This window comes from Massilia agilis, from assembly GCF_024756255.1.
Classification (GTDB): Bacteria; Pseudomonadota; Gammaproteobacteria; order Burkholderiales; family Burkholderiaceae_D; genus Telluria; species Telluria agilis.
The window spans coordinates 353,318-374,382 of the sequence record NZ_JANUHB010000002.1 but is presented as its reverse complement, the minus strand read 5'-3'; the positions used below and the strand labels follow the sequence as shown (position 1 = coordinate 374,382).

12 protein-coding genes and 3 tRNA genes are annotated in these 21,065 nt (G+C 67.7%); 6 read left to right on the top strand and 9 right to left on the bottom strand.

Annotated elements, in window-relative coordinates:
* Positions 1–91 precede the first annotated feature (91 nt).
* From NX774_RS08565 to NX774_RS08555, 3 genes are all read right to left on the bottom strand, one after another.
* A complete protein-coding gene (locus NX774_RS08565) occupies positions 92–1,078 on the bottom strand; it encodes a GGDEF domain-containing response regulator (protein ID WP_258821754.1) in 987 nt (328 codons plus the stop codon).
* 130 nt (positions 1,079–1,208) lie between these two features.
* Positions 1,209–4,223 (bottom strand): ATP-binding protein, encoded by a 3,015-nt coding sequence (locus tag NX774_RS08560; protein ID WP_258821753.1) that lies wholly within the window; start codon positions 4,221–4,223, stop codon positions 1,209–1,211.
* A 195-nt stretch (positions 4,224–4,418) separates the two neighbouring features.
* Entirely contained in the window at positions 4,419–5,252 is an 834-nt protein-coding gene (locus NX774_RS08555; protein WP_258821752.1) for a response regulator, read from the bottom strand.
* Between the two features lie 303 nt (positions 5,253–5,555).
* Between NX774_RS08555 and NX774_RS08550 the strand changes: the two genes are divergently transcribed.
* From NX774_RS08550 to NX774_RS08540, 3 genes are read left to right on the top strand one after another with little or no spacing between them, the layout of a single operon-like run.
* Positions 5,556–7,463 (top strand): TOL_0244 family TonB-dependent receptor, encoded by a 1,908-nt coding sequence (locus tag NX774_RS08550; RefSeq protein ID WP_307731166.1) that lies wholly within the window; start codon positions 5,556–5,558, stop codon positions 7,461–7,463.
* A 10-nt stretch (positions 7,464–7,473) separates the two neighbouring features.
* Positions 7,474–8,079, top strand: coding sequence for a TOL_0243 family YfiR-like periplasmic protein (locus tag NX774_RS08545; RefSeq protein WP_258821751.1), 606 nt, complete (start codon positions 7,474–7,476; stop codon positions 8,077–8,079).
* Positions 8,076–9,971 (top strand): sensor histidine kinase, YfiR-like protein-associated, encoded by a 1,896-nt coding sequence (locus tag NX774_RS08540; RefSeq protein ID WP_258821750.1) that lies wholly within the window; start codon positions 8,076–8,078, stop codon positions 9,969–9,971. The genes NX774_RS08545 and NX774_RS08540 overlap by 4 nt, the downstream gene beginning before the upstream one ends.
* Before the next feature lie 65 nt (positions 9,972–10,036).
* On the opposite strand, the gene NX774_RS08535 is transcribed toward NX774_RS08540, so the two are convergent.
* The 4 genes from NX774_RS08535 to NX774_RS08520 all read right to left on the bottom strand — a co-directional run bounded on the left by NX774_RS08535 (position 10,037) and on the right by NX774_RS08520 (position 11,561).
* Complete coding sequence (locus NX774_RS08535) at positions 10,037–10,630, bottom strand: FxDxF family PEP-CTERM protein (RefSeq protein WP_258821749.1); 594 nt, start codon at positions 10,628–10,630, stop codon at positions 10,037–10,039.
* A 440-nt stretch (positions 10,631–11,070) separates the two neighbouring features.
* Positions 11,071–11,147, bottom strand: a tRNA-Arg gene (locus NX774_RS08530).
* 130 nt (positions 11,148–11,277) lie between these two features.
* A tRNA-Arg gene (locus NX774_RS08525) sits at positions 11,278–11,354 on the bottom strand.
* 130 nt (positions 11,355–11,484) lie between these two features.
* Positions 11,485–11,561: transfer RNA gene (locus NX774_RS08520), tRNA-Arg, on the bottom strand.
* 109 nt (positions 11,562–11,670) lie between these two features.
* On the opposite strand from NX774_RS08520, the gene NX774_RS08515 reads away from it, so the two are divergent.
* Positions 11,671–15,603, top strand: coding sequence for a sensor histidine kinase (locus tag NX774_RS08515; protein ID WP_258821748.1), 3,933 nt, complete (start codon positions 11,671–11,673; stop codon positions 15,601–15,603).
* Between the two features lie 7 nt (positions 15,604–15,610).
* A complete protein-coding gene (locus NX774_RS08510; protein ID WP_258821747.1) occupies positions 15,611–16,756 on the top strand; it encodes an alpha-hydroxy acid oxidase in 1,146 nt (381 codons plus the stop codon).
* Between the two features lie 114 nt (positions 16,757–16,870).
* Here the strand turns inward: NX774_RS08510 and NX774_RS08505 are convergent, their stop codons facing one another.
* Complete coding sequence (locus NX774_RS08505; protein WP_258821746.1) at positions 16,871–17,815, bottom strand: D-2-hydroxyacid dehydrogenase; 945 nt, start codon at positions 17,813–17,815, stop codon at positions 16,871–16,873.
* Between the two features lie 94 nt (positions 17,816–17,909).
* Positions 17,910–18,251, bottom strand: a complete 342-nt coding sequence (locus NX774_RS08500) for a hypothetical protein (RefSeq protein WP_258821745.1) — start codon at positions 18,249–18,251, stop codon at positions 17,910–17,912.
* 207 nt (positions 18,252–18,458) lie between these two features.
* Between NX774_RS08500 and ligD the strand changes: the two genes are divergently transcribed.
* Entirely contained in the window at positions 18,459–20,969 is a 2,511-nt protein-coding gene (gene ligD / locus NX774_RS08495; RefSeq protein WP_258821744.1) for a DNA ligase D, read from the top strand.
* The last annotated feature ends 96 nt before the right edge of the window (positions 20,970–21,065 follow it).

Sequence of the window (21,065 nt, the reverse complement as noted above, 5' to 3'; positions counted from 1 at the left end):
TTCCCGCCTGCGCGGGGACGGCGTTCTTGTTTGTGTGCTTAAAGACGTCCGCACCCGGCGGTACGGGCGGCCGGGCGGCGCGCAGGCAGGATCACCGGTGCGGCGCCAGCTCCTGGCTGTCGGGCAGCGCCACCTTGGCCGGCTGGCGCGAGGCGGCAGTGGTGCAGAAGCGGTTCTTGCCGCTGCGCTTGGCTTCGTACAGCGCGTAGTCGGCAATGCTGATCAAGGCGTCCACCGTTTCGGCATCGTCCGGGTACAAGCTGATGCCGATCGAGGTCGACAGCCGCAAGGTCAGGTCGTTGATGAAGAACGGCTCATTGAGCACTTCGACCAGCTTGGCGGCCGGCCCCATCGCGTCGGCCAGGCTGTGCACCTCGCCCAGCACCACCATGAACTCGTCGCCGCCCAGCCGCGCCACCGTGTCCTCCTTGCGCGAGGACGACAGCAGGCGCTGCGAAACCATCTTCAGGATCTCGTCGCCGTAGGCGTGGCCATAGGTGTCGTTGATGGCCTTGAAGCCGTCCAGGTCGAGATACATGATCGCCGCCTTGGCGTGGCTGCGCGCGGCGTGCTGCAGGGCTGTTTCGATGCGGTCTTCGAGCAGGCGCCGGTTCGGCAGCCCGGTCAGGGCGTCGTGCAGCGCCAGTTCCTGCTGGGCGCGGCTGTACTGCGCCAGTTCCTTGTACAGCAGGCGCACTTCGAGCATGTTGTGGATGCGCTTGTGCACTTCCAGCAGGTCGAACGGCTTGCTGATGAAGTCGCGCGCGCCCGCTTCCAGCGCGGCGATCTTGAAGCTCGGCTGCGCGGTCAGCGCCAGCACCGGCAGGTAGCCACCCTGTTCGATCTCCTTGAGCCCCTTCATGACCTGGAACCCGTTCAGGCCCGGCATCTGCAGGTCGAGCAGGATCAGGTCGTAGTTGTGCTCGCGGTGCAGCGGGCACACCTGCTCCGGTTCCATGGTCGAGCTGACGCACGTGTAGCCCTCCTCGCGCAATATCTCTTCCATCAGCTCGATATTGTCGGGCGAGTCGTCCACGATGAGGATCTTTGCGTTCAGGATGTCTTGTCTGCTCGGCATGCGATTTCTCTTCCAGGGGTTCGAGTTCCAGGTTGAACCCCGTCTTACCCATCTGCGTTAGTCTAGCAAACGGGGGTGAATTTCTTGTAGGACAGCGCCGCGTGCGGGGGTAGGAACATGAATGACCGCGTCACGCATGCCCTGGCCGTGCCTGGCGCTGGCCGGCGACGAGCGGCGCGGACGGGCTGACGATGCCGGCCACGGCGGCAATCAGCTCGCTGGGTTCGACCGGTTTGGAGATGTGGGCCGAAAATCCCGCTTCAAGCGCACGCAGGCGGTCCTCGGAGCGCGCGAACGCGGTCAATGCAATGGCCGGCAGGTTGCCGCCGTGTTCGCGACCGAGCCCGCGCACCCACTGCAGCAGTTCGAAGCCGTCGACCTCGGGCATGCCCAGGTCGCTGACCAGGATGTCGGGCAGGGCTTTGCCCAGCATGGCGAAGGCCTCGCGCGCGCCGGACGCGGTGCGCACCGTGGCGTGGCAGTCCGCCAGGATGCGCGCCATCAGATCGCGCGCGTCGCGGTCGTCGTCCACCACCAGCACGTCCACGCCGGTCAGGTCGCGCACCGCCATTTCGTGCGTCTGCGGCGCCGGCTGCGGCACCGGGTTGCGCCCGAAGCGCTGGTTCGGCGTCTTTGGCGGCGCCACCGGCAGTTCGATGGTGAAGCGCGCGCCCAGCCCTTCGCCGGCGCTTTCGGCGCGCACCAGGCCGCCGTGCTGCTCGACCAGGTTCTTGACGATGGACAGGCCCAGCCCCAGGCCGCCGTGGCGGCGCGTGGTGGAGGCGTCGGCCTGGCGGAAGCGCTCGAACACGTGGGTGATGAATTCGGGCTTGATGCCAAGGCCGGTGTCGCTGACGCTGATGTCCACGTGCCCCTCGCGGCGCGCCAGGCGCACCGTGACCTGGCCGCCCTTGGGCGTGAACTTGATTGCGTTGGACAAGAGGTTCCACACCACCTGCTGCATGCGCGCCGGATCGCCCGCGACCAGCCCTGCGTCCTTGTCGTAGCGGCGCTCGAGGCGGATGCCCTTGGCTTGGGCCGCCGGGCGCACGGTCTCGATGGCGGCGTCGATGAAGACGGCCGGGTTCAGGGTCTGGGTGTCGAGCAGCACCTTGCCCGAGGTGATGCGGCTCATGTCGAGCAGGTCCTCGATCAGCTGGGCCTGGGCGCGCGCGTTGCGCTCGATGGTCTGCAGGCCGCGCTGCAGGTCGGCGCCGTCGCGGCTGGCGCGGCGCAGCACTTGGGCCCAGCCGAGGATCGCCGACAAGGGCGTGCGCAGCTCGTGCGACAGCGTGGCCAGGAATTCGTCCTTCATCTGGCTGGTGCGCTCGGCTTCGGTGCGCGCCTCGCGCTCGCGCTCGAGCAGCACCTTGCGCTCATCGGCCGCCTGCTGCGCGGCCTCGTACAGGCGCGTGTTGTCGATGGCGATCGCGGCCTGGGCGGCAATGCCGGCCACGATGCGTTCGGTGCGCTCGGTGAACACGCCCGGCTCGGGGTGGCCGAAGAACATGCTGCCCAGGACCTCGCCCGAGCGCGCGACCACCGGCACGGCCAGGTAGCTGCGCACCGCCGGATGGCCGACCGCCAGGCCGAAATAGGGCTGCTGGCCGGGCTCGCGCGGCTCGTGCGCGATGTCGACCGAGCGCACCGGCCCGGTCGCGGACAGGCTGGGGCCGAACAGCGCCGTGGCCTGGTGCTCGCCGAAGCTCTCGAACTGGGCGGGCGTGGCGCCGGACATGGTGTACAGCGTGAACAGGCGGCCGTCGCCCGCCGGGCCGTGGTAGAAGAAGGCGCCGAAGCGCGCACCCGCGATGCCGGCGGCGGCGTCGGTGGCGGTCTGCAGCAGCGAGCGCAGGTCGCGCGTGGAGGCCAGCGACGCACCGGTGCTGTTGAGCAGCTCGAGCACGTGCGACTCCTCGCGCAGCGCACGCTCGGCGCGCTTGACCTCGTCCACGTCGGTGTCGGTGCCGAACCAGCGCGACACGCGCCCGTGCAGGTCGCGCACAGGGTTGGCGCGCGAGAGGAACCAGCGGTATTGGCCGTCGGCGCCGCGGATCGGGTATTCGATCTCGAACGGTTCGCCGCTGGCCAGGCAGGCCTGCCAGTGCTCCAGCACCGCAGGCAGCGCGTCCGGCTCGACCAGCCGCTCCCAGCCCCAGCCGCACACGTCGTCGGGCGAGGTGCCGGTGTATTCGTACCAGCGCTCGTTGAACCAGACCATGGCGCCATCGGGGCGCGCCATGAACGCCAGTTGCGGAATCGTGTTGGCCAGCGCGCGCAGCACTTCCTCGCTCTGGCGCAGCGTGTCCTCGGCATTCTTGCGCACCGTGATGTCCTGCACCACGCCGGTGATGCCGAGCACGTTCTCGTGTGCGGCCGGGTCGTAGTCGGCGCGGCCCACCAGTGCGATCCAGCGCGTGCCGCCGTCCGGGCGCAGCCGGCATTCGAGGTTGACCTCGGAATGGCTGGCGAAGGCGTGCAGGAAGGCGCGCCGCACCTGCTCGCGGTCCGGCTCGTCCAGGCGCTCGCGCAGCGCCGTCCAGGCGATCGAGGTATCGGCCGGCAGGTCGAACATGGCGGCGGCGCGCGCGCCCAGTGTCACCTGGTCGGTGGCGGCATCCCAGTGCCAGTCGCCCAGCCCGCCCGCGGACAGGGCCAGCTGCAGGCGCGCATTGCCGTCGATGAGGGCCTGCTGGTCGGCCTTGCGCTGGGTGATGTCCTGTACATAGATGGTCAGGCCTTCGCTGGACGGGAAAATGCGCACGCCCAGCCAGCCGTTGATGCGCGGGTAGAAGAACTCTTCGCTGACCGTTTCGCCGGCCTGCATGGCGCGGCGGCAGGCGGCTCCGAACGGACCTTGCGCCAGCTCGGGAAACTCGTCCCACAGCGCGCTGCCGAGCAGTGTGGCGCGCGAGGCGTCGGGCGCGGCCAGCATCTCGATCGCGCGGCCATTGAGGTAGGTGAGGCGCCAGTCGTGGCCCACTGCGCAGATGCCGTCGGTCAGGCTTTCGAGCATACCCTCGATGCGGGCGTTGGCGGCGCGCAGCGCCTCCTGCGCGGCGACCACGCCTTGCTCGGCGCGGCGGCGCGCGCCCACCATGCCCTCGGGCTGGTCGGGCCGGGATACCTTGCGTTGCTCGTTCACCCGCGCGCCTCCGTGCACGCACGCGCGGTGGCAAGCGACGGTGGGGGAGGGGGGCGCGCAACGGCGCCAGTGATCTGTTTTGCGGGCATCGTGCTGTTCTCGGTGGGCGCCGCGGCCCTCCAGCAGGGATGGCGCGGCCGGCGCATTGGCCGATTCTAGCCCAGCACGCCGCTGGCCCCCCACACGGTTGACCGGCTAGCGCGGGGTGCGGCGCACCCGTTCGACCTGCGCCAGCGCGCCTTGCAACTGGTCGATCTCGTAGGGTTTTTGCAGCGACAGGTAGGGAAAGTCGAGGTGGCGCAGCAGGGTGTCGCCGTAGCCGGAGGCAAAGATGACCTGGATGCCGGGCTGGCCGGCAAGCGCCTCGCGCGCCAGCTCGACGCCGGACATGCCGGGCAGGCTGACGTCGGAGAACAGCACGTCGTAATGCCCGGCTGCAAGACGCGCCAGGGCATCGTTCGGGTGGCCGACGCCCTCGGCCTCGTAGCCGAAGGCGCGCAGCATCTCGCACACCAGGTATTGCGAGTCCAGGTTGTCCTCGACGACCAGCACGCGCAGGGCGCCGACGCTCTCCTGTTCGGCTGGCTGGCTGCTGGCTGGTGCCAGGGTACACAGCACGCCGCCGATGCCGCCGCCGGCGTCGCGCAGCGGGGTCAGGTAGAGGTCGCGGGTTTCCTCGGCACGGCCGCCGGCGCGCACGAACACCAAAGCGGCGCGCGGCTGCACCGCGGGCTCGCCGCGCAGCGCGCGCTCCATTGCCTCGCGCGCGACGGCCAGCGGCGGCGGCATCACCGGCGGCACGTTGCCGCCCGGCGCTCGCCCGTAGCCGGGGCCGGCCAGCGCGCCGTAGGCTTCGTTGAACACCACCACGGGCTCGCGGCCCCAGGCCAGCAGTGCCGGCAGGGGCGAGTTGAACAGCAGGTCGGCAGCCACGCGCAGCGGCAGCGGCCAGGCGTCGGGACTGCCCAGGCGGGTGGACGACCAGTCGTAATCGGTGACGGAGCGGGCGGTAGCGCCGGATGTGGCCATGTTTCTGTTATGGGAACGTAAAGGGAGGCCAATCCTACACCAAAGACCCGGAACCCAGCACGGGGCCCGTCTTTTGTGCGTGCCCTGGAATCAGGACAAAAAAAAGCCCGCGGCTTGCGCTGCGGGCTGAATCTATTTCCCTTGAAGGAGATAGAGGAGACAGGAAGGATGATGCTGCATTGCGGCAAAGGTTTCCAATTTATATTGGTAATGGTTGCCATCATGCAGCCGAATATGGCGCGCAAGGCCGTGCAATCGTGCTCCGCTTGGTGCATCAGAGAAAATGTTCTACGATTGCAAAATATGCGAAAAAGTTTCCTGACGATCTACGTGGGCGCCGGGCTCATCGCCTTGCAGGCGATGGCCGCGCACGCGTCCGACCAGGATGAGGCGCTGGCGGACTACACGCTCGAACAGCTGTCCAACGTCGTCGTGACCTCGGTGTCGCGCCAGGAGACCAGGCTGGCCAATGCGCCGGCCTCGGTGTATGTCATCACCGGCAGCGACATCGCGCGTTCGGGCGCCGCCGCGCTGCCCGAGGCGCTGCGGCTGGCGCCGAACCTGCAGGTGGCGCGGCGCGACGCCAGCGGCTACGCGATCAGCGCGCGCGGCTTCTCGACCACGCTGTCGAACAAGATGCTGGTGCTGATCGACGGGCGCAGCGTGTATTCGCCGCTGTTTTCCGGCGTGTTCTGGGAAAGCCAGGACGTCACGCTGTCGGACGTCGAGCGCATCGAGGTGATCAGCGGCCCGGGCGGCACCGTGTGGGGCGCCAATGCCGTCAATGGCGTCATCAATATCATCACCAAGTCCGCCAGGGATACGCAGGGTGGCCTGCTCAATGCCGGTGCCGGCACCTACCAGCGTGGCGGCGCGGTGCGCTACGGCGGGCAGTTGGGCGAGGGCAGCTGGTACCGCGCGTATGCCAAGGTCACCTACGACGAAGACGCGATGGACCCGGCAAGGGGCCATGCGCAGGTCGGGTGGCGCCGGTCGCAGGCCGGGTTTCGCATCGATAGCGAGGGCCAGGGGCGAACCGTGACGGTCAGCGGCGACGTCTATGACGGCCGCTTCGGGCAGGCGCGCGCGGGCGACATCGTTACCGCCGGCGCCAACCTGCTGGGGCGCGTGACGCGCCAGCTCGACCGCGGCGGTGAACTGAAGGTGCAGGCCTACATCGACCAGACCCGGCGCGACCAGCCGGCCGCGGCCCAGCGCCTGTCCACCTTCGACCTGGAGGTCCAGCACGCGCTGCCGATCGGCCAGCGCCACCACCTGGCCTGGGGCGGCGGCTACCGCTACAGCCTGGACCGGATGACCAACGGGCCGCAGCTCATCTTCATACCGGCCGAGCGCCATTTGCAGTGGTCGAACCTGTTCGTGCAGGACGAGGTCGCGATCACGACAGCCTTGCGCGCGACCGTGGGCGTCAAGCTCGAACACAATGTTTACAGCGGGAGCGAGACCATGCCCAGCCTGCGGCTGGCCTGGAACGCGACCCCGGCCAGCATGCTGTGGGCCGGCGCCTCGCGCGCGGTGCGGGCGCCGGCGCGCATCGACCGCGACGTGATGCAGCTGGCGCCGGGCCGCACGTCCGGGCCGCCGTGGGCGGTGGCCGGCGGGCCGGACTTCGATTCCGAGAGCGCGCGGGTGCTGGAGCTGGGCTACCGCGCCCAGTTTGACAGCAAGCTGTCGTGGTCCGCAACCGCGTTCGCCAGTCATTACGACGGCCTGCGCACGCTCGAGCCGGGCACGGGGCAGGGCGCGCTGTTCCAGAACCTGGGCAAGGGCCGCGTGCGCGGCATCGAGCTGTGGGGCGCATGGCAGCCGCTGCCGAGCTGGCGGCTCAGCGCCGGCGGCGTGGTGCAAGACGTCGAGTTCAGCCTGAAGCCCGGCAGCAGCGACCTGGCGCGCCAGACTTCGCTGGCGAGCAATGACCCGCACAGCTACTGGTCGGTGAAAAGCTCGCACGACCTGCCGGGGAACCTGCGCGCCGACCTGAGCTTGCGCCACGTGGGACAGCTGCCCAACCCGGTGGTGCCGGCCTACACCGAGCTGGATGCCCGCCTGGCGTGGCCGGCCAGCGGCCGCGTCGAGCTGGCGCTGGTGGGGCGCAACCTGCTACATTCGACCCACGCCGAATTCGGCGATGCGCGCACGCGGCAGGTATTCGCGCGCTCCGTGATGCTCACCGCCGCCGTGCGGTTCTAGAAGGAGACCCATGCGAACATTGCTCCTTCCGGCCGCAGCGCGCCCCTGGCGCCAGCGCCTCGCGCAACTGGGACTGGCGTGGTGCGCGGCGGTGTTTGCCGTGCTCGCGTGCGGCGCCCAACACGCGCAGGCCGAAGCGGCGGCGTCGGGGCCGAGCCTGGAACGGCGCGTCAAGGCGGCCTTCATGTACAAGTTCCTCGGCTATACCGAATTTCCCGCCAATGCGTTCGCCGACCCGGCCAGCCCCATCACGATCCTGGTGTCCGGTTCCGACGAGATGGTGGCCGAGCTGGCCGCGCTGACGGCCGGACGCAGCGTGAACAGCCGGCCGATCGTCGTGCGCGCCCAGCGCGAGACGGAACCTGGCCTGGCGCACCTGCTGTTCGTGGCCGGCAGCGACTGCGCGCGGGCCGGGCGCGTGATCCGCGCCGTGCGCGCGCTGCTGGTGGTCACCGAGTGCGATACCGGCCTGCAGCAGGGCAGCGTCATCAACTTCCGGATCGTGGACGAGCACGTCCGCTTCGACGTCTCGCTCGAGGCTGCCGACAGCAACGGCGTCAAGCTCAGTTCGCGCCTGCTCACGGTGGCCAACCACGTTCAGAAGGGGGCGCCATGAGCAGGCTGTTCGATACCGGCACCGTGCGCGGCAAGCTGATGCTGATGGCCGTGTCGACCACGCTGGCGGCGCTGCTGGTGACGTCGGCGGCCATGTTGCTGTTCGACGTGCGCACCTTCCAGCGCTACTGGGTGGATGACCTGAACACGCAGGCCGACATCATGGCGCGCGTGACCGCCCCGGCGCTCGCGTTCAACGACGCCAAGACCGCGCAGCAGAACCTGGCCGTGCTGCGGGTGCGGCCGCAAATCCTGGTCGCGGCCGTGTACACCGCCAGCGGCGCGCTGTTCGCGTCCTACACGCCGCAGCCGGGCGACCATCCGGTGCCGGCGCGCCCCGGTGCGCCGGGCTACCGGATCGAGCGCGGCGAACTGGTCGTGTTCCACCCGGTGGTCGAAAACGGCGAGCAGCTGGGCACGGTGTACCTGCGCTCGCGCTACGGGCTGGTGGACCGGATCTTCAGTTACGGCGGCATCCTGGCGGCGGTGATGCTGGCGGCGCTGGGGGTGGCGGCGCTGGTGGCGCGCAAGCTGCAGGCCGGGATCACGCAACCGCTGCAGACGGTGACCCATGTCGCGCGCGAGGTGATGCAGCGGCGCGACTTTTCCTTGCGCGTGCCTGACCACCAAGGCGGCGAGATCGGCGTGCTGGTGGACGCCTTCAACGACATGCTGGCCGAGATCGGGCGCCGTTCGGACGCGCTGCAGCAGGCCAACCGCACCCTCGAACACGAGATGCACGTGCGCGAGCGCGCCGAGGAAGCGCTGCGCATCGCCGACAAGCGCAAGGACGAGTTCCTCGCCACGCTGGCGCACGAACTGAGGAATCCGCTGGCGCCGATCCGCACCGGCCTGGATATCCTGCGCATTCGCAGCGGCGACGCCCAGGCGACCCAGCGCGCCACCGACATCATGGAGCGCCAGCTGCGCCAGATGGTGCGGCTGGTGGATGACCTGCTGGACGTCTCGCGCATCAACACCGGCAAGCTGGCGATCAAGATGGGGCGCGTGGAGCTCAAGGCCGTGGTGAACGACGCGCTGGAAGTGGTGCGCTCGTACATCGAGCTGCACGGCCACGAGCTGGTGATCGACCTGCCCGACCGCCCGGTGTTCCTGCACGGCGACGCCACGCGGCTGGCGCAGATCCTGTCCAACCTGCTCAACAACGCGGCCAAGTACACCAACCGCGGCGGCCGTGTGTCGCTGTCGGCGCGGGTCGACGACAAGACGCTGGTGCTGGAAGTGAGCGATACCGGCATCGGCATCGCGCCCGAGATGCTGGACTCGGTGTTCGAGATGTTCGTGCAGGTCGATTCCACCCTCGAGCGCAGCAACGCCGGCCTGGGCGTGGGCCTGTCGCTGGCGCGCCGGCTGGTCGAGCTGCACGGCGGGACGATCACGGCGGCGAGCGACGGACTGGGGCGCGGCAGCCGCTTCACGGTGCGCTTGCCGATCGTGGTGGATCCGGAGCCGCCGACCAAGCCGACGCCGGCCGCGTTCATCAGTGCCGAGACCTATCGCATCCTGCTGGCCGACGACAACGTCGATTTTGTGAACAGCATCGGGGCGCTGCTTTCGGCAATGGGGCACAGCGTGGTGATCACCCATAACGGACCGGACGCGCTGACGGCGGCCGCGCGCTTCTGCCCGGACTATGCGTTCCTGGACATCGGGCTGCCGCAGATGTCCGGCTACGACCTGGCGCGCGCGGTGCGCAACCTGCCGTGCGGGCCGATGACCGTGCTGATCGCAGTGACCGGCTGGGGCCAGGAAAAGGACCGCCAGCTGGCGTTCGAGGCCGGGTTCGACCATCACATGGTCAAGCCGGTGCGCTTCGAGCAGATCGAAGAAATCCTCGGCAACCGCACCATCATCGACAAGCGTCGCCGGTAGGCGAAAAAAACGGAAGCCTTGCGGCTTCCGTTTGCATCAAGGACGATGCGAGGAGAGGCCAGGCATCAGGCCTGTTTTGCTTTGCGGCGGCGAGCCAGGAAGCCGAGCACGCCCAGGCCGCCGAGCATCATGCCGTAGGTTTCAGGCTCCGGAACCGGGGCAGCCATCATCTGGGCCGCGCCACCGAACGATGCGCCGGTGGTGCCGACCATGTTGCCGCTCACCTGGATGTAGTAGTTACCAGCCATCAGGTTGTTGGCCGACAGGGTCCACACGTCAGCCGAGCCGCTCGACTTCATCACGCCGCTGGCGATCAGGCTGCCGGTGCCGGAACCGGTACCGGTGCCGGTGTCCGAGCTGCTGGTGCCGTACAGGGCCAGGCCGGTGATGTCCAGGCCCGTGCTGGCGGTGTGGCTGATCGACGAGATGATGGCGTCCAGGCTCATCGGGGTAGTGCCGGACACCGAGAAGGTGAATTTGTCCGCAAAGGTGGCGCCCTGGTTGTTCGCACCGAGCACGTCACCAAAGAAGCCGGCGTTGTCCGTGAAGGTCAGGGTCTGCGGCGACAGACCGATGACGCTCGAGCCGGTGGTGGTTTGTGCCATGGCAGCGGTACCAAAGGTAGCCAGCACGATTGCAGCAAGCAAAGTCTTTTTCATGTCTAAACCTCTCAGAAAAACAGCCGCGTCCTGCAGCTTGGTTGTTCAAGAATCGGGGGACTTCATCGTAGCGCAGCCGTGTCCAAAATCGCCATACGCGCACGGATAAGAGCGCTTCTTCGCGGAAAACTTCCGCTAATCAAATGATTTCCGGCAGGCCAGCAAGCGAACCCGGCCTTCATAGGAGAAGCGCGTTTTTCGGCTTGAAGGAGGGAAAATTCCGGCGGTGTTGCCGAAAGAATGTCGGCCCGGTCCTACACGAAGAGAAGAGCGATTCCGGTGCGGTACGGACACTCTCGAGGGCGATTTTCTGAACGCCGGGAAAGCTTTGACGCAACGTCAGGCTTTGTCGCGCAATTTTCGCTAACTCAGCAGTGCGGAGGGGGAGGGGAGAAAAGAAAAATGGCCCAGTGTTTCCACTGAGCCATTTTTTGTATAGTTGGTGCGGCTGGCAGGAATCGAACCCACGACCCCTTGGTTCGTAGCCAAGTACTCTATCCAGCTGAGCTACAGCCGCCCGAGGCACGCATTATAGCAGCACTGGCGCAAATGGCAAAGTGCCATGGTGTGCAGCTATGCGCGGCCCTACCGGCACGGGGCCACAAACAAAAAAGGGACCAGGTTTTGCAACCTGGTCCCGATATTGTTGGTGCGGCTGGCAGGAATCGAACCCACGACCCCTTGGTTCGTAGCCAAGTACTCTATCCAGCTGAGCTACAGCCGCCCGAGGCACGCATTATAGCAGCACTGCCGCAAATGGCAAAGTGCATGGTTTGCAGCAATCCACGAACCTTGCCGGCACGGGGCTACAAACAAAAAAGGGACCAGGTCTTGCAACCTGGTCCCGATATTGTTGGTGCGGCTGGCAGGAATCGAACCCACGACCCCTTGGTTCGTAGCCAAGTACTCTATCCAGCTGAGCTACAGCCGCCCGAGCCACGCATTATAGCAGCGCGATTCGCTTTCCGGAAGCCTTAATTTCTTTCATTTCCGCAATCCGATCTGGTAGATTAAGACATCGCAATTCTGAGCGGGACGACATGTTGGCTGGCAGCAGGTATTCCGGGTTGGGACAGGGGCGGCGCATCGTGCGCTGGCTCGCTGGAATGCTGCTGGCGCTGGCCGCCGCCGGTGCGCTCGCCGCCGGCCCGCGCAGCCTGCGCTTCGAGCGCCTGGGCCTGGAGCGCGGACTGTCGCAGGAGTCGGTGCTGACCATCCTGCAGGACCGGCACGGCTTCATCTGGTTTGGCACCCAGGCGGGACTGAACCGCTTTGACGGCTACACGATGACCGTGTACCGCAACGACCCGGACGATCCCGGCAGCCTTCCCGACAACTTCGTCACCGCGTCGTTCGAGGACGATGCGGGCCGGCTGTGGTTCGGCACCAAGGGCGGGCTGGCCCGGTTCGACGAGGCGAGCCAGAAGTTCGTGCGCTACCGGCCACCCGCGACCTCGGGGGCGGCGGCGATGCTGGGGGTGAGCGCCATCTGCTCCGATGGCAGCGGCGGTCTGTGGCTGGGCAGTCCTTCGGGGCTGCGCCATTTCGATCCGGCGAGCGGACGCTTCATGACGCTGCGCCATGAAGCCGGTGACAGCGCCAGCCTGGCCGAAGATCACGTCAACGCGCTGGCCCTGGACGGCAGCGGCGCGCTGTGGGTCGGCACCGGCGCGGGGCTGGACCGGCTGCCCCGTGGCGCGCGCCGGTTCGAACACTTCCGCGTCGATCCCGGGCAGGACGCGCGCCGCAACACGATCCTGTCGCTGTCGATGGGGCCGCGCAGCACGCTGTGGGTCGGCACCCGCGCGGGGCTGGAGGCCTGGCGCCTGGGCGACGGTGCGCCACAGCGGCGCCACCTTGGCGAACAAGAGGGCATGGCCGACGTGCGCGTGCTCGCCCTGTATCACGACGCGGGCGGCACGCTGTGGGTCGGCACCGAGCTCGATGGACTGAAGTGGCGCGATCCTGCCGCGGGCCGCTTCGTCAGCTACCGCAGCGAGCCGATGGACCGCCACAGCCTGTCCGACAACCAGGTAGGCGCGATCCTGGTGGACCGCACCGGCACGCTGTGGGTGGGCACCCTGTTCGGCGGCGTGAACCGGGTGGACCTGGCCAGCGGCGGCTTTGCCCGTTACACCTACAGTCCCGGCCAGGCAGGCGGGATCGGCAGCAACAAGGTGCGTGCGGTGGCCGATGCCGGCAACGGCCGGCTGTGGATCGGTACCACCGGCGGCGGCCTGACGCGCTTCGACCCGGCCAGCGGCTTGGCCGAGCACTACCGGCATGAGGCGGGCCGCGGCGCGAGCCTGCCGGATGATACGGTGACCTCGCTGGCCAATGGCGACGGCGGCCTGTGGGTCGGCACCGCCGTGGGCCTGGCCTGGCGCGATGCGGCAAGCGGCCGCTTCAAGCCGGTGCCGCTGGGGGACAGCGACAACTACGTGCAGGGATTGCGCGTGGGGCGCGACGGCACCTTGTGGATCGCGACCCGCAACGGGCTGTTTGTGCGCGGGCCAGACGGCAAGGTGCGCGGCTGGCGCCATAGCGCGGAGGATGCGCGCAGCCTTGGCGAGAACTTCACGTATTCGGTGCTGGAAGACCGCAAGGGCGCGATCTGGATCGGCACCGACAGCGGCCTTGACCGGCTGGACCGGGACACCGGCACCTTCACCCACTTCCGCCATGATCCGGCCGATCCGGACAGCCTGCGCCACAACCGCGTGTACTACCTGCACGAGTCGGCGCGCGGCGAGCTGTGGGTCGGCACCGCCGGCGGCCTGCACAAGATGGCGCTGGGGCCGGACGGGCGCGCGCGCTTTGCGATGCTGCGCATTGCCGACGTGCGCGATACGGTGCCGGTCGGCGCGATCCTCGAGGACATCACCGGCCAGCTCTGGGTGAGCAGCACGCTGGGCCTGTCGCGGGTGGACCCGGCCACCCGCAAGTTCAAGCTGTACACCGCCGCGGACGGGCTGGTGGACGGCTCGTTCTTCGTCGGCTCGGCCTGGCGCTCGCCGCAAGGGGAGCTGTATTTTGGCGGCGTGAACGGCATGACCTCGTTCACGCCATCAGAGGTGCGCGACAACCCGTACGCGCCACCGGTCCTGATCACCGACTTCCAGGTCGATAACCGGCCGCGCGCGCTCGGCGTGCCGCCCTACGATGCGCGCGACATCACCCTGTCGTACCGCGATGCCACGTTCTCGATCGAATTCGCGGCGCTGCACTACGCCGATTCGCGCGCCAACCGCTACGCCTACCGGCTCGACGGCTTCGACCAGGGCTGGGTCGATACCGGCGCCGCCAAGCGCTTTGCCACCTACACCAACCTGGACCCGGGCCGCTACGTGTTCCGGGTCCGCGCCAGCAACAAGGATGGCGTCTGGAGCGAGGCGCCCACTTCGCTCGTCATCACCATCACGCCGCCGTTCTGGAAGACCTGGTGGTTCCGTACCCTGGCCGCCGCGCTGGCATTGTCGGCGGCGTATTGGGGCTACCGCCTGCGGGTGCGCGTGCTGATGCAGCAGAAGGACCGGCTTGAGCGCCAGGTGAGCGCGCGCACCGCGGAACTGGTGCTGCAGAAGGAAGCGGCCGAGCGCCGCAGGCTCGAAGTCGAGCAGCAGAAGGAAGTGGTGGAGCAGGCGCAGCGCAATATCGCGCGGCTGTCGGAGCTGGGGCGCATGCTGACCGCGAACCTGGACAGCGAATCGATCATGGGCACGTTGTACGAGCAGGTGCGCGCGCTGATGGATGCGCCGGTGTTCGGCATCGCCCTGGTCCAGCCGGAGCGCGGCGTGCTGGCCTACCCGTTCACGGTGGTGGGCGGGCAGCGCTGCCCGCCATTCGAACGGCCGCTGGCCGCGCCATACCAGCTGGGTGCGTTGTGCGTGGCGACCGGGCGCGAGATCCTCATCGGCGACCTGGAGCAGGAATGGCGCGACTACCTGCCGGATGCGCCCGTGGAGCGTGCCGGCGAAATGGCGCTGCCGTGCGCGCCGCTGGCCCAGGGCACGCCGCGCTCGGTGCTGATGGTGCCGGTGACAGCCGGCGCGCGCGTGCTGGGACTGGTGACCGTCCAGGGTTTCGGGCGAAATGCCTGGCGCCGCGTGCACCTGGATATGCTGCGCACCCTCGCGGCCTATGTCGGCGTGGCGCTGGACAATGCCCACGCCTACCGCCAGCTCAAGGACACCCAGGCGCAGCTGGCGGCGCGCGAAAAGCTCGCTTCGCTCGGCTCGCTGGTGGCGGGCGTCGCGCATGAACTGAACACCCCGATCGGCAACAGCCTGCTGATGGCCAGCACGCTGCGCGAAAAGACCGATGCGCTGGCCGAGCGTTTCGAGGCGGCCCAGCTGCGCCGCTCGGAACTGGAACAGTGGATCGCGGCATCGACCGAAGCGTCGCACCTGATCGAGCGCAGCCTGCACGGCGCGGCCGACCTGGTCAACAGCTTCCGGCAGGTTGCGGTGGACCAGGCCAGCGCCCAGCAGCGCCGCTTCGACCTGGCCCAGGCCTGCCAGGAGATCGCGGCGACCATGATGAAGCAGGTGCGGCTGGCGGGCCACACGCTGGAGCTGGCGGTGCCAGACGGGATCGTGATGGACAGCTTTCCCGGACCGCTTGGCCAGATCGTGATCAACCTGGTCAACAACGCCTTGCTGCACGCGTTCGAGCAGCCGGGCGGACACATGCTGTTGTCTGCCGAATCGGTGGAGCCCGGACGGGTGCGCATTACGTTCCGCGACAACGGCCGCGGCATCGATCCGGTCCACCTGGCGCGCGTGTTCGAGCCCTTCTTCACCACGCGCATGGGCAGCGGCGGCACCGGGCTTGGCCTGAACATCGTGTACAACATCGTCACCAACCTGCTGGGCGGGACCATCCGGGCCGAAGGCGAACCCGGGAAGGGAGCGCTGTTCGTGCTCGACCTGCCGCTTTCCGTGCGCGCGGCGCACATCGCAACCACCGACTAAGGGAACCATGACCATCATCACCACCATCGAAGACCTGCGGATCCTGGCCAAAAAGCGCGTGCCGCGCATGTTCTACGACTACGCCGACGCCGGTTCATGGACCGAGTCCACCTACCGCGCGAACAGCGAGGACCTTCAGAAGATCAAGTTCCGCCAGCGCGTCGCGGTGAACCTGGAAAACCGCAGCACCAGAAGCACGCTGATCGGCGAGGAGGTGGCGATGCCGGTCGCGCTTGCGCCCACGGGCCTGACCGGCATGCAGCATGCGGACGGCGAGATCCTGGCCGCGCGCGCGGCTGAAAAATTCGGCGTGCCGTTCACACTGTCGACGATGAGCATCTGCTCGATCGAGGACGTGGCCGCGCACACCACCAAACCCTTCTGGTTCCAGCTGTACGTGATGCGCGACCGCGACTTCATCCACCGCCTGATCGAGCGCGCCCGGGCCGCGCGCTGCTCGGCGCTGGTGCTCACGCTCGACCTGCAGGTGCTGGGCCAGCGCCACAAGGACATCCGCAACGGCATGAGCGCGCCGCCCAAGCTCACCATCCGGAACATGCTCAACCTCGCCACCAAGCCGCGCTGGTGCCTGGGCATGCTGGGCACGCCGCGGCGCCAGTTCGGCAACATCGTCGGCCACGCGACCAGCGTGTCGGACCTGTCCTCGCTGTCGTCGTGGACCAGCCAGCAGTTCGATCCGGCGCTGTCCTGGGCCGACGTGGAATGGATCAAGCAGCGCTGGGGCGGCAAGCTCATCATCAAGGGCATCATGGACCCGGAGGATGCGCGGCTGGCGGTCGAGAGCGGGGCGGACGCGCTGATCGTGTCCAACCATGGCGGGCGCCAGCTCGATGGGGCGCAGTCCAGCATTGGCGCGCTGCCCGCCATCGTGGACGCGGTGGGCAAAGGGATCGAGGTGCACATGGACGGCGGCATCCGCTCGGGGCAGGACGTGATCCGCGCGCTGGCGCTCGGCGCCAAAGGCGTGTACATCGGCCGCCCGTTCCTCTACGGACTTGGTGCGATGGGCGAGGCAGGCGTGACCAAATGCCTTGAGATCATCCGCAACGAGCTTGACCTGACGATGGCGTTCTGCGGACTGCGCGACGTGCGGGATGTGGACAGGAATATCCTCTTGCCCGGCAGCTTCTGAGCTGGCCCCCGTGGGTGTTCGTAGGGTGGGCAGGTTTCCTGCCCACGCGTTCAAGGTACGCGGGCGCAGCTTGAACGCGTGGGCGGGAGACCCGCCCACCCTACCAAGGCGGTTCTAGACGAGGTTTTGCGGCCGCCCGTCGGCCCAGGCTTCGATGTTATCGACCAGCATATCGGCCAGCGTCTGCATCGCCCCGGCGCTGGCCCAGGCCACGTGCGGGGTCAGGATGAAGTTCGGCAGGCGCAGCCGCAGCAGCGGGTTGTCCGGCGCCGGCGGCTCCTTGCTGAGCACATCGAAACCCGCGCCGCCGATCACGCCGTTGGCCAGCGCGTGCGCCAGCGCCGCTTCGTCCACCAGCCCGCCGCGCGCGGTGTTGATCAAGAGCGCGTTCTTCTTCATGAGACCCAGTTCGCGCGCGCCGATCATGCCGCGCGTCTGGTCGTTCAGCGGCAGGTGCAGGCTCACCACGTCGGAGGTGCGCAGCAGCTCTTCCAGCGGCAGCGCCTCCACGCCCGGGTCTTGCGGCGGCGTGCGGGTGGCCACTGCAATGCGCATGCCGAATGCGCGGCCCAGCTGCGCCACCTTCTGGCCCAGTGCGCCATAGCCCACGATGCCCAGGCGGCTGCCGGCCAGGTCCGCGATCGGGTGGTCCAGCAGGCAGAAGCGGGACGACTGCTCCCAGCGCCCGGCCTCGACGTCGGCGCGGTAGGCGGCCAGGTTGCGGCGCAGCGCGAGCATGAGTGCGAACACGTGCTCGGGCACTGCCACCACCGAGTAGTTGCGGATGTTGGCCACCGCGATGCCACGCGCGCGGCAGGCGGCCAGGTCCACGTTGTCGGTGCCGGTGGCGGCGACGGCGATCATCTTCAGCCCCGGGAGCTGCGCAATGGCGTCTTCGCGCACCGGGACCTTGTTGGTGATGGCGATGGTCGCGCCGGCCAGGCGCGCGACGACGTCGGCCGGCTCGGTGCCGGGGTAATCCGTCCAGTCGTGCTCAAAGCGCGGGCGGCGCACGTTGGCGACCAGGCTGTCGCGGTCGAGGAAAACGATATGGTGCATGGCATGCCTTTCGGTGTGTCCGCCGATTGTAGAGCATGCAGGAACGAAAAAGACAGGCCGGAGCCTGTCTTTTGGGATGGTGGGACTTGAGCGCTTATTTGTTGGTCTGTGCTTCGGCCTGGTTTTCGGCTTTTTCTGCCTTGGCTTCAGCTTTTTGCTTCTGGGTTTTCTTGTGGGCCTTGGCCTTCGATTTGTGGGCTTCGGCCTTTGCGCTTTCAACGTCGGATTTCGCTTCCGCCTCTTTCTTCTCTACCTTGGCGTTGGCCTTGGCAGCTTCCTTGGTTTCGTTGGCCTTGGCCTTGCTCACGTCCTGGTCGGCCTTGGTCGTGGTCGATGCGGCCGGGGTGGTGGTCTGGGCCGGCGCGGTGGTGGTTTGGGCAGCGAACACCGAGGTTGCGAAGAGGCCAGCGATCAGGGTAGCGACGATTTTGCTCATGGTAAATTCCTTCGGAAGTTGATCAGGGTGGGGGCACCAGGCCCCGTGCTACTGAGCTCAAAAACGGCGTGGCGCATGCCAGCGTTGACGGTTTTTACATCCGCTTACAATCGCCGCGCAGCAATGTTTCACGGTTAGATGGCGTACAGTCGCGCCCTGGCCCGCCGCGCTAGACTGGGCAGCATCGCCGTTCGCGCAGGTGCCGCCATGCCAGACGCACTCAAGGTGTACAAACAGAAGCGCAATTTCTCGGTCACGTCGGAACCGGCCGAGGGCGGCGAGCCGTGCAAGAACGGGCTGTCGTTCGTGATCCAGAAGCACTGGGCCAGCCGGCTGCACTACGATTTCCGGCTGGAGCTGGACGGCACCATGAAGAGCTGGGCCGTGCCCAAGGGGCCGAGCTACGACACGCGCGACAAGCGTATGGCGGTGCACGTGGAGGATCACCCGATCTCGTACAACGAGTTCGAGGGCACGATTCCGGAAAAGCAGTATGGCGCCGGCAAGGTCATCATCTGGGACAAGGGCACCTGGGAACCGCTCGAGGACCCACGCCAGGGATATGAGAAGGGCAGCCTGAAGTTCGAGATGCATGGCCACAAGATGCACGGCAAGTGGGCGCTGGTGCGCATCAAGAACCGCAGCGACGAGAAGCAGGAACCGTGGCTCTTGATCAAGGAAAAGGACGACTTCGCGCGCCCGGTCGAGGAATTTTCGGTCGTGGATGAAATGCCCGACAGCGTGCGCGAGCTGCCGCTGCCGCCGGACGCGATCAAGCCCGCACCGGCCGCAAGGCCGAAGGCGGGCAAGCGTGGTGCGCTGCCGGCAGGGGCCGCCAAGGCGGCGCTGCCGGACGAATTTGCACCCGAGCTGGCCACGCTGGTGGACAAGCCGCCGACCACGCCGCAGGACTGGGTGTTCGAGGTCAAGTTCGACGGCTACCGCATGCTCGCGCGCGTCGAGGGCAAGTCGGTGCGCCTGGTTACCCGCAACGGCAACGACTGGACCGGCAAGCTCAAGCCGCTGCAGCAGGAGCTCTTGCGCCTGAAGCTGGCGGACGGCTGGTACGACGGCGAGATCGTGGTCAACGACGAGCAGGGACGGCCGAACTTCGGGATGCTGCAACTGGCCTTCGACGGCTCCAACACGGCGCAGATCGTGTACTTCATCTTCGACGCGCCGTTCCTGCGCGGCTACGACCTGCGTGAGGTGCCGCTGGACGAGCGCCGCGCGCTGCTGCAGGCAGAGCTCGAGAAAAAGCCGTCCGAGACGGTGCGCTTTTCGGCCGAGTTCGGCGAGGATCCGGTGCAGTTGATGGAAGCGGCCTGCAAGCTGGGCCTGGAAGGCGTGATCGGCAAGCGGCGCGACTCCAGGTATGTGTCGCGCCGCTCGCCGGACTGGATCAAGCTCAAGTGCCAGCAGCGGCAGGAGTTCGTGATCGGCGGCTATACCGACCCACAGGGATCGCGCATGGGCTTTGGCTCGCTGATCCTGGGCTACCACGACAAGGATGGCGTGCTGCAGTACGCGGGCAACGTCGGCACCGGCTTTAACGACACGACGCTGCGCGAGCTGATGAAGAAGCTCAGCGCGATCGCCACCGACGAGAACCCGTTCCCGCCCAAGGCCGTGCCGGGCCGCACGAACCACTGGGTCAAGCCCAAGCTCATCGCCGAGGTAAGTTTTTCGGAGTGGACCAAGACCGGTTCGATCCGCCATCCGTCATTCCAGGGCTTGCGTACCGACAAGCCCGCGAAGAAAATTACCCGAGAGGAGGCGAAGAGCGTGGAAACAGTCGAACCACGGCACGAAGAGGCTGCCCCAGCGACGACAGTGCCGTCGAGCTTGAAGGTGACGCATGGCGAGCGCGTGGTGGACCCGTCCACCGGCGTGACCAAGCTGGAACTGGTGCGCTACTACGCGCTCGTCGGCGAGCTGATGCTCGAACACCTGAAGGGCCGTCCGCTCGCGCTGGTGCGCGCGCCGGCAGGCGTGGGCGGCGAGCTGTTCTTCCAGAAGCACGCGGACGTGCGCAAGCTGCCGGGCGTGGTGCACATGCCGGAAGAGCTCGATCCGGGCGACCCGCCGATGCTCGAAATCGTGTCGGTGGAAGGTATTTTGTCCGCCGCGCAGTGGAACGTGGTCGAGTTCCACACGCAGAACGCGACGCGCAAGGCCTACGCCAGGCCGGACCGGATGGTGTTCGACCTCGACCCGGGCGAGGGCGTGCAGTGGAAGGCGATGCAGGAAGCGGCGCAGCTGATGCACGCCTTCCTCGACCAGCTCGGCCTGCCGGCGTTCCTCAAGACCAGCGGCGGCAAGGGCTTGCATGTGGTGGTGCCGGTCAAGGGCAGCCTGGGCTGGGATGAGGTCAAGGGCTTCTCGCAGGCGGTGGTGCGACACCTGGCCGCCACGCTGCCGGACCGGTTTGCGTTCAAGAGCGGCGCCCGCAACCGGGTCGGCAAGATTTTCATCGACTACCTGCGCAACGGGCAGGGCGCAACGACGGCCAGCGCCTGGTCGGCGCGGGTGCGGCCGGGGCTGGGCATCTCGGTTCCGGTGGCGTGGGACGAGCTGGCGCACCTGAAGTCGGGCGACCAGTGGAACGTGCAGAACGCGCACACGCGGCTGGACAAGGGCAACGATCCGTGGAAGGGGTATGCCAGGGCGGCCAAGACCCTGACGGCGGCGATGAAGCAGCTGGGCTTAGCGCCGTGACGGCCGCACTTTGTAGGGTGGGCGGGTCTCCCGCCCACGCGTTCAGATGTCGCTTGCATCGCGAGGCGCCCAACCTTTGACTGAACGCGTGGGCAG

Bases quoted from the DNA above. Each gene is read 5' to 3' on its own strand.
- NX774_RS08565 (WP_258821754.1), bottom strand. From the start codon at position 1,078: ATGCCGAGCAGACAAGACATCCTGAACGCAAAGATCCTCATCGTGGAC.
- NX774_RS08555 (WP_258821752.1), bottom strand. From the start codon at position 5,252: ATGGCCACATCCGGCGCTACCGCCCGCTCCGTCACCGATTACGACTGG.
- NX774_RS08550 (WP_307731166.1), top strand. From the start codon at position 5,556: ATGCGAAAAAGTTTCCTGACGATCTACGTGGGCGCCGGGCTCATCGCC.
- NX774_RS08545 (WP_258821751.1), top strand. From the start codon at position 7,474: ATGCGAACATTGCTCCTTCCGGCCGCAGCGCGCCCCTGGCGCCAGCGC.
- NX774_RS08540 (WP_258821750.1), top strand. From the start codon at position 8,076: ATGAGCAGGCTGTTCGATACCGGCACCGTGCGCGGCAAGCTGATGCTG.
- NX774_RS08535 (WP_258821749.1), bottom strand. From the start codon at position 10,630: ATGAAAAAGACTTTGCTTGCTGCAATCGTGCTGGCTACCTTTGGTACC.
- NX774_RS08515 (WP_258821748.1), top strand. From the start codon at position 11,671: ATGTTGGCTGGCAGCAGGTATTCCGGGTTGGGACAGGGGCGGCGCATC.
- NX774_RS08510 (WP_258821747.1), top strand. From the start codon at position 15,611: ATGACCATCATCACCACCATCGAAGACCTGCGGATCCTGGCCAAAAAG.
- NX774_RS08505 (WP_258821746.1), bottom strand. From the start codon at position 17,815: ATGCACCATATCGTTTTCCTCGACCGCGACAGCCTGGTCGCCAACGTG.
- NX774_RS08500 (WP_258821745.1), bottom strand. From the start codon at position 18,251: ATGAGCAAAATCGTCGCTACCCTGATCGCTGGCCTCTTCGCAACCTCG.
- ligD (WP_258821744.1), top strand. From the start codon at position 18,459: ATGCCAGACGCACTCAAGGTGTACAAACAGAAGCGCAATTTCTCGGTC.